This is a genomic window from Streptomyces sp. NPDC048196 (genome assembly GCF_040652715.1).
In the GTDB taxonomy this organism is placed as follows: domain Bacteria; phylum Actinomycetota; class Actinomycetes; order Streptomycetales; family Streptomycetaceae; genus Streptomyces; species Streptomyces siderophoricus.
Window position 1 is genome coordinate 78,880 of the sequence record NZ_JBEZMM010000031.1, and the last position, 15,165, is coordinate 94,044.

Genomic DNA, 15,165 nt, shown 5'->3' on the forward strand with positions numbered 1-15,165 from the left:
GCCCGGCCCGCTTCATGGGCGGGCAACCCACCGAGAAATCCATGGACTTCAAGGGCTCCGGCACCCGCCTGCTCGCCCAGATGCGGCCCGAGCGCGGCATCATGTCCGTGGCCCTGCTGCTGGGTGTGGCGAGCGTGGCGCTGACCGTCGTCGGCCCCAAGGTCCTCGGCCACGCCACCGACCTGATCATGTCCGGCATCGTCGGCCGCCGGCTGCCCGAGGGCATCACCAAGGCCCAGGCCATGGCCCAGCTGCGGGCGCACGGCCAGGGCGGGCTGGCCGACATGCTGGGCGCCATGCCCTTCGTGCCCGGCCACGGCATCGACTTCGGCGCGATCGGCGTGGTCCTGCTGTGGACCGCCCTGATCTACGCCGGGGCCTCGCTCTTCGGATTCGTCCAGGCCCGGATCGCCACCAAGGTCGTCCAGCGGACCGTCTTCCGGCTGCGCGAGCAGGTCGAGGAGAAGCTCGGCCGGCTGCCGCTGAGCTACTTCGACAAGCAGCAGCGCGGTGAGGTCCTCTCCCGGGCCACCAACGACATCGACAACGTCCAGCAGACCCTCCAGCAGACCCTCAGCCAGATCGTGAACTCGCTGCTGACCATCGTCGGCGTGCTCGCCATGATGTTCTGGATCTCCTGGCTGCTGGCCCTGGTCGCGCTGGTCACCGTCCCGGTCTCGGTGGTCGTCGCCACCAAGATCGGCAAGCGGGCCCAGCCGCAGTTCGTCCAGCAGTGGAAGACCACCGGCAAGCTCAACGCCCACATCGAGGAGATGTACACCGGCCACAGCCTGGTGAAGGTCTTCGGCCGGCAGAAGGAGTCCGCCGAGCTCTTCCGCGAGCAGAACGAGGCGCTCTACGAGGCCGGCTTCCGGGCCCAGTTCATCTCCGGCATCATCCAGCCCGCGATGATGTTCATCGGCAACCTGAACTACGTGCTGGTAGCGGTGGTCGGCGGGCTGCGCGTCGCCTCCGGGGCGCTGTCCATCGGTGACGTCCAGGCGTTCGTCCAGTACTCCCGCCAGTTCAGCCAGCCGCTGACCCAGGTCGCCTCGATGGCCAACCTCGTCCAGTCCGGCGTCGCCTCCGCCGAGCGGGTCTTCGAACTCCTCGACGCCCGGGAACAGGACCCCGACCCCGAGCGGCCGGCCCGCCCCGCACACGTCCGCGGCCACGTCGGGTTCGAGTCCGTCTCGTTCTCCTACGCCGAGGACAAGCCGCTGATCGAGGACCTGTCGCTGGCCGTCCACCCGGGCCAGACGGTCGCCATCGTCGGCCCGACCGGCGCCGGCAAGACCACCCTGGTCAACCTCCTGATGCGGTTCTACGAGGTGCGCGGCGGCCGGATCACCCTGGACGGCGTGGACATCGCCGCGATGTCCCGCGAGGAGCTGCGCGCCCACATCGGCATGGTCCTCCAGGACACCTGGCTCTTCGGCGGCACGATCGCGGAGAACATCGCCTACGGCGCGCCGGCCGGCACCTCGATGGACAAGATCGTGGCGGCCGCGAAGGCCACCCACGTCGACCGCTTCGTGCGCACCCTCCCCGACGGGTACGACACCGTCCTCGACGACGAGGGCAACAACGTCTCGGTCGGCGAGAAGCAGCTGATCACCATCGCCCGGGCCTTCCTCGCCGAGCCCGCCATCCTCGTCCTCGACGAGGCCACCAGCTCGGTCGACACCCGCACCGAGGTCCTCATCCAGCACGCGATGGCCCAACTCCGCTCCGGCCGCACCAGTTTCGTGATCGCGCACCGCCTCTCCACGATCCGGGACGCCGACACCATCCTCGTCATGGAGAACGGCGCCATCGTCGAACAGGGCAGCCACGACGCCCTGCTGGCGGCCGACGGGGCCTATGCCCGGCTGTACGCGGCCCAGTTCGCGGAGGCGGTGGTGGAGGCGGACTGAGATCGGGCCGTTCCCCCTCGGCCCGACGGCCGATGAGATCGGCATTTAAACGCACATCGAAGGCGGTCCGTCGCTAACGTAAGAGACGAACGTGTCGTACGGGCGGATCGCGACGTATGGGTCCGGGAATTGTCCCGGAGGCCCCGGCTCACAGGAGTAACTCCTGGGGCAGCCGGGGCTGTTGCCGGTGATGGGTGCACGCCGAAATGGGGCCTCTCCTCACCATCGGGCGGCAACCGCGCGGATCTTCCGGGGACGACGTCGCGCGTGGCGAGGGGCTCCACCGCCCTGCCCCGTCGGATCGGCGAGGCGGCAGGAAGACGGTCCGGCTGTGTTGCCGGGAACAACCGAGCAGCTCCACCGCATGGAGCCGGCCCTGACCACTGCGCACACGCCGACCAGGATCTACTACGTGGACGACTCGGGCGATGCCAGAAGCCTCGCCGTCATCGGCTGGTTAGGCATCGAACTCGCCCAATGGCAGTCGGCCTTGGCCGGCTGGCACGACTTCCGGCGCAGCCTGCACACCGACCCGGACCTCGACATCCGCGCCGACGACGAGCTGCACGCCGTGAACCTCGCCGCGGGCCGCGGCCGCCGCCTCAACGACGCCGTACGCACCCACGGCGAGGTGCAGAAGTCCCGGTACCGGGACGTCGTGCGGCGCGGACTGGAAACCGTGGCGAAGATGCCCGGCGCGACGGCCGGCGCGGCCTTCCGCCGGACCCACGACATCGGCCGGGACCGCGTCGGCCTCTACACGGCGTGGATCGAACGCCTCAACGCGCAGCACGCGGCGTCCCACAGCCATGCGCTCGTCGTGGTGGACGGGGACGGCACCGAGCACGCGCTGCGCCGGGCCCACCGCGCACTCCAGGGCGGCGCCCGCCACGTCATCGAGGATCCGCTGTTCGTCCCGGCGCACCGCAACCACCTGGTGCAGGCGGCGGACTTCATCGCGCACGCGGCGTTCCAGCACCTGGCCCGCCAACCGAACCGCGAGCCGATGCGGGAGTGGTTCCCCGAGATCCTGCCGGATGCCGGGCCACCGGTGGCCCTGTGACCCCCGCCGCTGCCGGTGCCGCTCTCCGGGCTCCGGGCGCCGGGCCCCGGCCATCGGTCGGGGCCCGGCCATCGGACCTGGTGCCCCGGACACCCGGGCCAGGACCGCGCTTCTACCTTCGCACATCACTTGTCGCCGATGGAGGTTCGTACCGACGATGACGACGGAAGAGAAGATCACGTTCGACTGGGGCGACACCCGGGTCGAGGTGTCGGGCTTCCAGCCCGTCCTGCCCAAGGCCCCCGACGGCGACGACCGACAGAAGGTGATCGCCGCCGCGCGCACCAACCGGCTCGCCGCGCTGCCCGAGGACGCCTGGCACGCCGTCGCCCGCGGCGCGGTGACGCCCGACGCGGTGGCCGTCCAGCTCCAGAACCAGGCCGGCGAGGCCGGCCTGCTGATGGCGGAGCACGTCGACGGAGCCACTCTCCAATCCCTGCACAGCCGGGTCTGGCTCACCGAGTTGTTCCCCGGCATCCAGCCGCGGACCGGCCAGGAGGCCATGGAGATCCCCGACCCCAAGGTCATGGGGGTCGTCCGCGACGGCCGGCCCGAGGCACTGCTGACGTACGAGTACCAGGACCACGACCACCTGCGGAACCACCTCTGGCAGACGATCGAGGGCACCCTCCGGCTCAACAGTTACGCACCGTCCGTCCTCGCCCGCCGGGTGACCCGGGCGGTCATCGCCCACCCGGTGGAGCTCCGCTTCGAGGACGGCTCCGACCCGGTGTACGTGCTCGTCGTGCGCGACGGCATCACCCGCGTCGCCAGCGCCTGGAACGTCCTGGCCGGACCGCGCGCGGAGCCCGACGAGGTGGCGGACCTCGCCGCGGACGTGCTGCTGGCCGGGGCCGAGGGGGCGCGGACCGAGGCCGGCAAGACGCGCAGCCAGCAGATGGGGCAGGCGCGGGAGGCCCAACGCCGCAAGCTGCGGGAGGAGTTCGAACGTGGCTGCGCCCCGGGGCAGCGCCCCACCGACCGCGCGATCCAGATCGGGCAGACGTACGTACTGCCTGCGCAGATCGCCGTGGGCGTCGAGCCCCACCCGGACAACAAGCTGGACGACGCGGACCTCTTCGACGACGCGCTGCGCTCGATCCTGGCCAGCGTGCACGTGGAGTTCAAGGAATGGACCCCGGCGGCCCAGAACGTCGAGGTCGCCACCCGGGCGCTCAACCGCCTCGTGCAGATCCCGCCGGACGGTGTGGACGCCGACGACCTGCGCCACGTCTACGGGCTCGCCGTCGGACGGATCGGCACCGCCGACTTCCCCAAGGTGTTCAAGAACGGCGACATCCCGGGGACCGCGCTGTGGCGGGCCGTCTACCTGGTCAACATCCTGACCCGGCCGGACCTCTTCGAGGCGCTCAAGAACTACGCCAAGGAGATCAAGGGCGAACGCCGCATGGCCACCAAGGGCTTCGCGGGTCTGCTCGGCCCGCTAGTGGACCGCCCCTGGCGCACGGCCAAGCAGGAAGTGACGAAGCAGGCCCGGAACGCCTGGACCAACGGCGGGGTGCTCTGCGACGACGTGGTCAAGGCCGACTGGGACCCGGTCCCCACCGAGGACTTCACCACCTTGGTGGAACCCGCCCGGCACGGGGACGAGAACGCCCGCCTCACCCTCGCCGTCGGCGGCGGGGTGGCCCTCATCGCGGACAAACTCCTCACCCGCAACGTGGGATCTGCGGTGGGCGCCCCGCGGGAGAACGGCGGCGTGCCGTTCCGGGCGGACGTCCACACCACGGTGGGGAATCTGGCCAGACGGGACAACGAGCTGGGCCTGTGGACCCTCGCCCTGACCGCGCAGCGCTTCCTCGACACCGGTCTGCCGCGCAACGCCGCCACCCGCCGGCCGCTGATCAAGCGGAGCGACCCGGCACAGGACGCCGACAGCTACGTCCACTACAAGGTCGACCCCGCCGCGCCCGACCGGGTCTTCCGGGACGAGGCGGGCGAGCCCGTCCTGCTGACCCAGTGGGACGTGGTCTGGGCGTCGGACGAGGCCAAGGCCCACAAGGAGACCGAGAAGCGGCACACGCAGTACGGCGGACTCTTGGCCACTTCCGCCGCGACGGCTGCGCCGGGCGGGGGGCAGGCGTCGGCCGGCACCGCCGGGGACGACGAGCGGGACGGGGACGCGCCGACCGACCCCGGGCCGAGGAAGCCGTCCGCCGCCCAGCGCACCGCCGCGGAGCGCCGGCGGCTCGGCGAGATCCTGGAGCAGGCCAGGGACTCCATCGACGCCCTGTTGGAGCTCGCGCCCCAGGTCGGCACCTGGCCGCCGCTGCTCGGGCGTGCGGAGGAGTGGGGCAAGCTCCATAGCGCCGCCTCGCACGTGCAGGCCGAACTGTGGAACCACCGGCCCCCCGAGGCGGACCGGGAGGCGGGCGGCGAGGACGAGCCGGAGGACGAGGCCGAGGCGCACGACGAGGACGGAGACGAGTCGGCGGCGGAAGCCGGCGAGTGACGCGCGACCGGCGGATCAGGGTGTGCGGAGTCGCCCGGGTCCGCCGGGGAGGGTGCCGGCCGGTGGAGGCGACGCGTGCGCGCGGTCCAGCGGTATGCGCCCAGAGCGCCGTGCTGATCGGGACGACTGTGCCGGTGCGCGCACCCGTGCGCTCCCCGTGCGCTCCCCGGACCCGGGAACGGCCACCCGTCGCCGCCCGCCCGTCGGCCGTCGGGCCCCCGGTGTCCCGCTGTGCGGGCAGATCATGTCCGTATGCCGGAACGCCGTCGCGGTCGGACCGGGGCGCCGCGGGGGCCGGTCAGGTGCTGGTCGAAGGCCGTGGGCGGGGTGGCGGCGGGAGGTCTTCGGTGGCTGCCAACTCGCCCTCGTGTGGGGCCGTTCAGGGGATTCGGGGGACCGTGATCCGTGCCGCGGCGGTCGTCAACGGGGACACGCGATGACCACTCGAAGTGATCGACGGAACACAAGAACGTGCAAAATCGGCCTCGGGTCCGGTACCCATCTGAGCTATTCTGCTGGGCAAGAAGGATCCGGGCAGCGTTGCCCCCGGGTCCTTTTGTGCTTTCAGCCACGTTCCGCGCGGCTGCGAGGACCGTACGAAGCAGTGCCGCAGACACCCCGGCAGGGCCGGGAGATGCCCCCGTCGCAGGGACCGAGGAGGAACCAGACGTCATGGGCGAGCGAAGCAGGCAGGACCGCGAGCAGAACAGGATGCAACACCCCGAGAACCGGGTAGGTGGTCGCAGGTGAGTTCCCTCCTGCTGCTGACCAATGCACTCCAGCCGTCGACGGAGGTGCTCCCGGCGCTCGGGCTGCTGCTGCACAGCGTGCGGGTGGCCCCGGCCGAGGGCCCGGCGCTCATCGACACCCCCGGCGCCGACGTCATACTGATCGACGGCCGACGTGACCTTCCCCACGTGCGCTCGCTGTGCCAGCTGCTGCGGTCCACCGGCCCCGGGTGCCCGCTGATCCTGGTCGTCACCGAGGGCGGCCTGGCCGCCGTCACCGCCGACTGGGGCGTCGACGACGTCATGCTGGACACGGCCGGCCCCGCCGAGGTCGAGGCGCGGCTGCGGCTGGCGACGGGCCGCCAGCAGATCACCACCGACGACGGGCCGATGGAGATCCGCAACGGCGACCTCTCGGTGGACGAGGCCACCTACAGCGCCAAGCTGAAGGGCCGGGTGCTGGACCTGACCTTCAAGGAGTTCGAGCTGCTGAAGTACCTCGCGCAGCACCCGGGCCGGGTCTTCACCCGCGCCCAGCTCCTGCAGGAGGTCTGGGGCTACGACTACTTCGGCGGCACCCGGACGGTCGACGTCCACGTCCGCCGGCTGCGCGCCAAGCTCGGCCCCGAGCACGAGTCCCTCATCGGCACGGTCCGTAACGTCGGCTACCGCTTCGTCACCCCCGAGAAGCCCGAGCGCTCCGCGGAGAGCGGCAAGAACAAGGACGACGGGGCGAACGGGACGAAGCGCGCGGAATCCGACCGTCACGCGGGCGCTGCGCAGAGCCGCACCACCGCCGACGGCACCGGCCCGGACCCGGCCGCCGCCGCGACCGCGGACTCCGCAGGCCCACGGCCTGCCCGGAGGTAGGACCACCCGCGTAGACTGCCGCGCGTGGCCAAGGTGACGCGGGATGATGTGGCAAGACTGGCGGGGACGTCCACCGCCGTTGTCAGTTACGTCATCAACAACGGACCCCGGCCGGTTGCCCCGGCCACGCGCGAGCGGGTGCTCGCCGCGATCAAGGAGCTCGGGTACCGGCCGGACCGGGTCGCGCAGGCGATGGCGTCCCGCCGGACCGACCTCATAGGCCTGATCGTGCCGGACACCCGGCAGCCGTTCTTCGCGGAGATGGCGCACGCCGTCGAACAGGCCGCCTCCGAGCGCGGCAAGATGGTGCTGGTCGGCAACGCCAACTACCTCGACGAGCGCGAGGTGCACTACCTCCGGGCGTTCCTCGGCATGCGGGTGGCCGGGCTGATCCTGATCAGCCAGGGCCCGAGTGAGCACGCCGCCGCCGAGATCGACGCCTGGGACGCCCGGGTGGTGCTGCTGCACCGCCGGCCGGACGCCATCGACGACGTCGCCGTGATGACCGACGACATCTGGGGCGCCCAGCTGGCGACCCGGCACCTGCTGGAGCACGGCCACCCGTACGTCGCCTTCCTCGGCGGCACGGAGGAGACCCCGAAGTCCGGCGACCCCGTCACCGACCACGTCGAGGGCTGGCGGCGCGCCATGCTGGAGTCCGGCCGCTCCCCGGACGGCCACTACCACCAGGCCGCCTACAACCGCTACGACGCCTACCAGGCCGCCCTGAAGCTGCTGGCCGGGCCCCAGCGGCCGCCGGCCATCATGTGCGCGACCGACGACCAGGCCATCGGCGTGCTGCGGGCCGCCCGCGAGCTGCGCATCGACGTCCCCGGCGAGCTGGCGGTGGCCGGCTTCGACGACGTCAAGGAGGCCGGGCTCACCGACCCGCCGCTGACCACCGTCGCCTCGGACCGCCAGGCGATGGCCCGGGCCGCGGTCGACCTGGTGCTGGACGACGGCCTGCGGGTGGTCGGCTCCCGCCGCGAGCGGCTGCGGCAATTCCCGTCGCGGCTGGTCGTCCGGCGGTCGTGCGGCTGCGGCGGCTGACCGCACGCGGCGGCTGACCGCCCGCGGTGCCGCACCGGGCCGCTTCACACCGGCCCTCTTTGCCGGCCCTCTTCACACCGGGCCTCTTTATACCGGGCATATCTCCTTCTGTCGGGTCTCTCACGGCGTTCTCAGACCGTTCTCATGCACCCGACGCACAGTCATCACATGACCGACAGCTACCGCCGAAGCGGCGATGAGACGCACCAGCAGGAGTTCGCCCAGGGGTTCGCGCACGGGGCCGGGCAGGCGTTCCCGCCGCCGCCCCCGTACGCACCGGGGCAGGGTGAGGCGGCCGGTGCGCCGCGGCGGGCCCGTAAGCCGGTCGCGCTGATCGCCGCGGTCGCGCTCGCCTCCGGGCTCATCGGGGGCGGCAGCGCCGCGCTGATCGCCGGCGCGACCACGCACGCCACGCAGAACAGCGTCGGCACCCCCCTGGTCAACGCGGGCAAGAACAGCGGCAGCGGCGTCGCGGCGGTGGCCAAGGCGGTCAGCCCGTCGATCGTGGAGATCAAGGCGCGCACCACCGAGGGGGAGTCCACCGGCTCCGGCGTCGTGCTCACCGGCAGCGGCGAGGTCATCACCAACAACCACGTGGTCGCCGGCGCCGACACGGTCCGGGTGACCTTCAGCGACGGCAGCCGGAAGACCGCCAAGGTCGTCGGAACGGACCCGGACAAGGACCTGGCGCTGATCAAGGTCCAGGGGGCCAAGGGGCTCACCCCGGCCTCGCTCGGCGACTCCGACAAGATCACGGTCGGGGACGGCGTGGTCGCCATCGGCTCGCCGGAAGGCCTGACCGGCTCGGTGACCAGCGGCATCGTCTCCGCCCTCAACCGCGACGTGACCGTCCCCAAGCAGGACGGCGGCCGGGGCCGGCAGGGCGCACCGGACGACGGCGGCGGCTGGCCGTTCGAGTTCGGCGGCAACCAGTACAACGGCGACACCGGCTCCTCGAAGACCTCGTACAAGGCGATACAGACCGACGCCTCGCTCAACCCCGGCAACTCCGGCGGCGCCCTGATCAACCTCCAGGGCCAGATCATCGGCATCAACTCAGCGATGTACTCGCCGACTTCGGCCAACAGCAGCACCGCGGGCAGCGTCGGCCTGGGCTTCGCCATCCCGATCAACACCGTCAAGGCCGACCTCGACTCGCTGCGCGGCGGCGGCAGCGGCGGAAGCAACAGCGGCGTCTGACAGGCCGGCCGGCCACCTGCCGTGCCAGGCTGAAGAGCAGCCGTCCGTTTTCCGTATCCCAGCCGAGGTAACCACGCACATGAGCCCCGCCGAGCACGGTGACCACCCCGCCCGCATCCTCATCGTCGACGACGAGCCCGCGGTCCGCGAGGCGCTGCGGCGCTCGCTCGTCTTCGAGGGGTACGGGACCGAGGAGGCGGTCGACGGTCTGGACGCGGTCGACAAGGTCGCCGGCTACGACCCCGAACTGATCGTGCTGGACGTCCTCATGCCCCGCATGGACGGACTGACCGCCGCCCGCCGGCTGCGGGCGAGCGGGGTGACCGTGCCGATCCTGATGCTCACCGCCCGCGACACCGTCGGCGACCGGGTCACCGGCCTCGACGCCGGTGCCGACGACTACCTCGTCAAGCCCTTCGAGCTCGACGAACTGCTCGCCCGGATCCGCGCCCTGCTGCGCCGCAGCTCCTACGCGGCGGCGGCCGGCGCGCAGCCCGCGGAGGACGAGACGCTGGGCTTCGCCGACCTGCGGATGAACCTGTCCACCCGCGAGGTGACCCGCGGCGGCCGGCCGGTCGAGCTGACCCGCACGGAGTTCACCCTGCTGGAGATGTTCCTCGCGCACCCGCGGCAGGTCCTCACCCGCGAGCAGATCCTCAAGGCCGTCTGGGGCTTCGACTTCGAACCCACCTCCAACTCCCTCGACGTGTACGTGATGTACCTGCGCCGCAAGACCGAGGCGGGCGGCGAACCGCGCCTGGTGCACACGGTGCGGGGGGTCGGCTACGTCCTGCGGGGGGAGGGCGGGGCGGAATGAGCACCGGCCGTCCGGGCCCGATGGCCCGGTTCCACCGGCTGCCGCTGCGCTCGCGGCTGGCGATGCTCACGGCGGTGGCGGTGGCCTTCGCGGTGGCCCTCTCGGCCGCCGCCTGCTGGCTGATCACCCGGAACCGGCTGACCGAACAGCTCGACACCCAGCTCAGCAGCGTCGAGGTGGACGCGGGCTACGTCCGGGCGCTCAGCGGGTACTGCAACAGCCCGGACGGGGTGCACTTCCCGCCCACCCCGTACACCGTCCAGCTGGTGTCGGCCGGCGGCTACGTCTGCACCTCGCCGGACAAGTCGCCGATCCCGCCGCAGCGTGCGGACACCGCTGTGGCCGCGCGGCGGCTGGCGACGACGGAGCACACCACCCGGGCCCAGGACGGGGCCGAGATGCGGGTGTCGACCAAGCCCTTCGACGGGCCGCTGACCGACGCCGCGGGCAACCGGCTGGCGATCTCCGTGGCGGTGCCGATGAAGCAGGTCACCGACCCGCTCAACCAGCTCGCACTGGTCCTGCTGGTGGTCGCCGGAGTGGGCGTTCTCGGCGCCGCCACCGCCGGTCTCTGGGTCGCCCGGGCGGGCCTGAAACCCGTCGACCGGCTCACCGCCGCCGTCGAGCACGTCGCCCGTACGCAGGACCTGGCCATCCGCATCCCCATCGACGGGGAGGACGAGATCGCCCGCCTGTCCCGTTCCTTCAACTCCATGACCTCCGCGCTGGCCGCCTCCCGCGACCTCCAGCAGCAGCTGATCGCGGACGCCGGCCACGAGCTGCGGACCCCGCTGACCTCGCTGCGTACCAACATCGACCTGCTGGTGCGCAGCGAGCAGTCCGGCCGCCCGATCCCGCCCGCCGACAAGGCGGCCCTGCTGGCGTCGGTGAAGGCGCAGATGGGCGAGCTGGCGGCGCTGATCGGTGATCTGCAGGAGCTGTCCCGGCCGCCCGAGCCCGGCCAGAGCGCGGTCGGGGTGGTGGCGCTGCACGAGATCGTCGGCTCGGCGCTGGAACGGGCCCGGCTGCGCGGCCCGTCGCTGACCCTCACCGCGGACGTCGCGCCCTGGTACGTACGCGCCGAGGCGGCCGCGCTGGAGCGCGCGGTGGTCAACCTGCTCGACAACGCGGTGAAGTTCAGCCCGCCGGGCGGCACGGTCGAGGTCCGACTGGCCGGCGGCGAGCTGACCGTGCGCGACCACGGCCCGGGCATCCCGCGGGACGAACTGCCGCACGTCTTCGAGCGGTTCTGGCGCTCGCCGTCCGCCCGCAGCCTGCCCGGCAGCGGGCTGGGCCTGTCGATCGTGGCGCGTACGGCGGAGCAGGCGGGCGGCGCGGTACGGCTGCGCTCCGCCGACCTCGGCGGCACCGAGGCGGTCCTGACGCTGCCCGGCGCACCGACCCCGCCGCCCGCGGGGCCGGCCCCACGGCCGGGGAGCCCGGCCCCGCCGCCCGGCCCGCCGGAGCCGCCCGCGCCGAGCTGAGCCGAGCTGAGCGGTCCGCCGCCTACGTCACTTCTTCTTGCCGGCCGCGTCCCCGAACGGCAGGTTCGTGCCCGAGAGTTCGGCGCGGATGCCGTCCCGTTCGACGGAGATGTTGCGCAGCCGCACGTCACCGGGGGTCTTGGGGAGCTGGAAGGAGAGCGACAGCCGGTCCGCGAGCTGCGGCTTGGTCAGGCCGCTCAGCGCCCCGAGGATCTTCGGGTCGATGCCTACCTTCTGCAGCAGCCAGGGGTGGTCCATCACCACGTCGACGAGGTTGACCTTCATCAGCTGGTGGACGAAGCGCGGCGACCCGGTCAACTGGTGCAGCTTGTCGTCGCTGCTCAGCGCTTCGTCGAGGTACTTCTTCGGGATGCCGATCCGCTCGGCGATCGCCGGGATGCTCAGCATCGCCTTGGCCTTGGCGGCCTGCCGGCTGAGTTCGGCGGCGGCCTTGCGGGTCAGCCGCAGGCCGTCCGCCTTGCCGGTGCCCGGCCGGTAGACGGCGACGTCGCCGATGTCCAGCCGCATCCGGCTGATGTCGGTGGACACCCCGCGGTCGCCGGCCCGCCGGATGCGCGCCTCGGCCCGGACCCGCAGTTCGTGCCCGGCGATCGGCAGCTGTCCCACCGCGCGGACGGAATCGTGCCCCAGCTCACTGAACTTCACCTGCGAGGCGCCGAGTTCGCGGTTCATGTCGTCGAAGGCGAGCAGCACGTCACCGTGCATGGAGCCGATCGTGGCGCCCTTGACGGAGCTGGGCAGATCGCCGTCGAGGCGGACGTCGTGCGCGGTCGCCTCGAACTTCGCCAGCGAGACCCGGTCGGCGGCCAGGTCGGGGATGGTGACCTTCACCTGGTCGACGCGCTTGTCGAGGACCTGGGTGAGGAACGGGAAGCCCTGGATGTCGACTTCGGGCGTGGCGTTCAGATGCAGCGCGGATTTGAGCTTCTCCGCGGTCTTGTTCTGCGCGTAGAGCACCGCGAACCGGTCGAAGAGGGTGAGGAAGGCGGTGCACACCAGCACCGCGACCAGCAGCTTCACGGCGATCGGGACGGCGGCGAAGCGGCTGATGCCGCGCTTGGCCCGGCGGTGGTTGGGCGGCGACCAGGCCTCGTCCTCGTCCTCGTCGGGGCGCAGGCCGAGGCCCAGCGGATCGTCGCTTGCGTCCCGCTCGTTGAGGTACGTGCGGCGGCGCGGGCCGCCGGCGTATGCCGAGGATTCGTTCTCCGGTCCGGTCTCCGTGGCGGGGTCCGGTTCGGGGTCGGCGAGGGCGGCCAGATCGGCGTACGGGTTGATCGGGGGGAGCTTTCTGGTGTTGCCGGCGGGGTCGTCCTGAGCGCCGCTCGTGACGGGGGTGTGGGGGCGGTGCGAGGCGGCGGGCTCGGGTGAGGGTGAAGATATGCGTGTGGGGGATCGCATCCGTACATCCCACCACGATCGGGTCCCTCGAACGCAAGTCTTACCGAAGGTATGTCGGATACGCGAAGCTTGTCGTGGCGGTCTTGAGGAAATTTTTCCGCGCCACCACCTGTTGCTGAATTACCGTCAGCACTCTTCCAGGTCCGTACGTCGTCGTACTTCGTCCGTACTTCCCCGGACCTCGTGCCCTTACCGATCTCCCGAAGGTGGCCCCATGATCGTGGTAACCGGAGCAACCGGCAACATCGGCCGCAGCCTTGTCGACCGGCTCCTCGCGGACGGCGCCGCCGTACGCGCCCTGACCCGCGACCCGGCGCGCGCCCAGCTGCCCGCCGGGGCGGAGGTGGTGCGCGCCGATCTCACCGGCAGCGCCGCCGACTTCGGGCCCCTCCTCGACGGTGCCGACGCCCTCTTCCTCAACCTGGCGGCCGGCGGCGACCGGGCCGCGCTCGCCCTCGTCGAGGCCGCGGCCAAGGCGGGCGTCCGCCGGATCGTCCTCAACTCCTCGATGGCGGTGACCGATACCCCGGCCGACGAGACCAACTTCATCGCCCGGATGCATGCCACGCTGGAGCGCGCGGTGCGCGACTCCGGCCTGGAGTGGACCTTCGTCCGCGGTGGCAACTACGCCACCAACGCACTGGCCTGGGGCCCGGCGATCCGCGACTCCGGAGTGGTCCGCGACGCCCACCCGGGCGCCCAGGGCGTCCCGGTCCACGAGGCGGACCTCGCGGACGTCGCCGCCGTCGCCCTCCTGGACCGCACCGGCACCCACGCCGGCCAGGCGTACCTCGTCACCGGCCCCGAGCCGCTGACCGTCGCCGACCAGGTCGCCGAGATCGGCCGGGCGATCGGCCGCGAGACCCGGGTCGAGCAGATCACCGAGGAGGCCGCCGCCGAGGCGATGTCCGGCCCCCACCTGCCGAAGGAGGCGGCCCTCGAACTGGTCCGCATGTTCGGCAGCACGGTCGACGCCCCGGCCTTCCCGATCTCCGACACGGTCGAACGGGTCACGGGCCACCCCGCCCGCACGTTCGCCCAGTGGGCGCGGGATCACGCGGAGGACTTCTCCTAACCCCCACGCACTCGGCTGCCCCGCCGCGGGGCGCTGCGCTTTGCGGCGCCCCGCACGTAGCTGTCTGCTGCGCCGCGGGGCTCGCTCGCCGTTGCGCGCTTTGCGGCGCCCCGTACGTACCCATCCTTCCCGCCGCGGGGCTTGGTCGCCGTTGCCGCTTTGCGGCGCCTCACGCGGACCCGGCCCTCCCGCCGCGGGGCCTGCCCGCCCTTGCGCGCACCCCGCTGGTGGAGCACGGCCAGGGGCAGCATCACCACCGCCCCCACGAAGAAGTACGTATTGATCGCCATCTCCGTCCAGAACTCCCCGGACGCCGGATCGGCGGGGCGTTCCGCCAGCCCCAGCAGGCCGTACGGGGTGAGCCCGGCCGCCGTCGTGACGTTCTCCACCAGGCCCGGCACACCCCGTACGGCCAGAAGCACGGCGCCGCACCACAGCGGCACCGTCACCAGCCACTCCGGCAGCCGCCGCCCCCACGGCCGTACCGTCGCCAGACTCACCACCGCGCCGGCCGCCGACATCGCCACGATCAGCCCGTCATAGGCGAGGAACACCCACACCGGCACGGTGTCCTCCGCGCCCATCGCCGCCCGGTAGTCCACGCCCATCCACACGTGCCACACGAACGACGCCACGAGCCACCCGAACGACCCGTAGGCCCAAAAGACCTTCCCGGCCCGCTCCTTGGGCCCCGCCCCACCCCGCACAGAAGTCATACCCGCCACGCTAGGAGCGGCCCCCACGGAGCACGTCCTCCTTGCGGGCGGGGGCCCTCCACCGTGTGGGGGAGCCCGTTCGCTGCGCTTTGCGGTGCCGCCCACGTAGCTGGCTGTCCCGCCGCGGGGGTTGCTCGCCGTTGCGCTTTGCGGCGCCCCGCACGTAGCTGTCTGCGGGGCCGCGGGGCGTCTCGTCGTTGCGCTTTGCGGCGCCCCGCATGTAGCCGTCTGCGGCGCCGCGGGTGTTGTTCGCCGTTGCGCCTGCGGCGGGCTGGGTTGTTGTTGGGTGCGGTGACGGACCTCCGGGGCCTTGTTCGTGGACTGCTGTCGCTTTACGTCCACGAACAAGGCCCC

Annotated in this window: 11 protein-coding genes; 9 read left to right on the plus strand and 2 right to left on the minus strand. The window is 72.2% G+C overall.

Annotation, left to right across the window (positions count from 1 at the left end; all coding sequences use genetic code 11):
- Window positions 1-14: 14 nt before the first annotated feature.
- The 8 genes from AB0E02_RS26485 to AB0E02_RS26520 all read left to right on the plus strand — a co-directional run bounded on the left by AB0E02_RS26485 (window position 15) and on the right by AB0E02_RS26520 (window position 11,601).
- Complete coding sequence (locus AB0E02_RS26485) at window positions 15-1,916, plus strand: ABC transporter ATP-binding protein (RefSeq protein WP_362143232.1); 1,902 nt, start codon at window positions 15-17, stop codon at window positions 1,914-1,916.
- 331 nt (window positions 1,917-2,247) lie between these two features.
- A complete protein-coding gene (locus AB0E02_RS26490; protein WP_362143205.1) occupies window positions 2,248-2,979 on the plus strand; it encodes a DUF3800 domain-containing protein in 732 nt (243 codons plus the stop codon).
- Window positions 2,980-3,136: 157 nt separating this feature from the next.
- Window positions 3,137-5,452: a hypothetical protein gene (locus tag AB0E02_RS26495; RefSeq protein WP_362143207.1), complete on the plus strand. Its 2,316-nt coding sequence runs from the start codon at window positions 3,137-3,139 to the stop codon at window positions 5,450-5,452.
- 746 nt (window positions 5,453-6,198) lie between these two features.
- Window positions 6,199-7,050: a response regulator transcription factor gene (locus tag AB0E02_RS26500; protein ID WP_362143209.1), complete on the plus strand. Its 852-nt coding sequence runs from the start codon at window positions 6,199-6,201 to the stop codon at window positions 7,048-7,050.
- A gap of 24 nt (window positions 7,051-7,074) precedes the next feature.
- Complete coding sequence (locus AB0E02_RS26505) at window positions 7,075-8,100, plus strand: LacI family DNA-binding transcriptional regulator (RefSeq protein ID WP_362143211.1); 1,026 nt, start codon at window positions 7,075-7,077, stop codon at window positions 8,098-8,100.
- Between the two features lie 168 nt (window positions 8,101-8,268).
- The gene (locus AB0E02_RS26510; protein WP_362143213.1) at window positions 8,269-9,300 is read left to right on the plus strand and encodes a trypsin-like peptidase domain-containing protein; all 1,032 of its coding nucleotides are present in this window, start codon (window positions 8,269-8,271) and stop codon (window positions 9,298-9,300) included.
- 79 nt (window positions 9,301-9,379) lie between these two features.
- The gene (locus AB0E02_RS26515; protein ID WP_362143214.1) at window positions 9,380-10,117 is read left to right on the plus strand and encodes a response regulator transcription factor; all 738 of its coding nucleotides are present in this window, start codon (window positions 9,380-9,382) and stop codon (window positions 10,115-10,117) included.
- The gene (locus tag AB0E02_RS26520) at window positions 10,114-11,601 is read left to right on the plus strand and encodes a HAMP domain-containing sensor histidine kinase (protein ID WP_362143216.1); all 1,488 of its coding nucleotides are present in this window, start codon (window positions 10,114-10,116) and stop codon (window positions 11,599-11,601) included. The genes AB0E02_RS26515 and AB0E02_RS26520 overlap by 4 nt, the downstream gene beginning before the upstream one ends.
- Window positions 11,602-11,628: 27 nt before the next feature.
- Here the strand turns inward: AB0E02_RS26520 and AB0E02_RS26525 are convergent, their stop codons facing one another.
- Window positions 11,629-13,020: a DUF2993 domain-containing protein gene (locus tag AB0E02_RS26525; protein ID WP_362143218.1), complete on the minus strand. Its 1,392-nt coding sequence runs from the start codon at window positions 13,018-13,020 to the stop codon at window positions 11,629-11,631.
- Between the two features lie 214 nt (window positions 13,021-13,234).
- On the opposite strand from AB0E02_RS26525, the gene AB0E02_RS26530 reads away from it, so the two are divergent.
- The gene (locus AB0E02_RS26530; protein WP_362143220.1) at window positions 13,235-14,095 is read left to right on the plus strand and encodes an NAD(P)H-binding protein; all 861 of its coding nucleotides are present in this window, start codon (window positions 13,235-13,237) and stop codon (window positions 14,093-14,095) included.
- On the opposite strand, the gene AB0E02_RS26535 is transcribed toward AB0E02_RS26530, so the two are convergent.
- Window positions 14,092-14,811 carry a DUF3995 domain-containing protein gene (locus AB0E02_RS26535; RefSeq protein WP_362143222.1) on the minus strand — a complete coding sequence of 240 codons (720 nt, stop codon included), beginning with the start codon at window positions 14,809-14,811 and terminating at the stop codon, window positions 14,092-14,094. The two genes, AB0E02_RS26530 and AB0E02_RS26535, sit on opposite strands and share 4 nt — an antisense overlap.
- Window positions 14,812-15,165 lie beyond the last annotated feature (354 nt).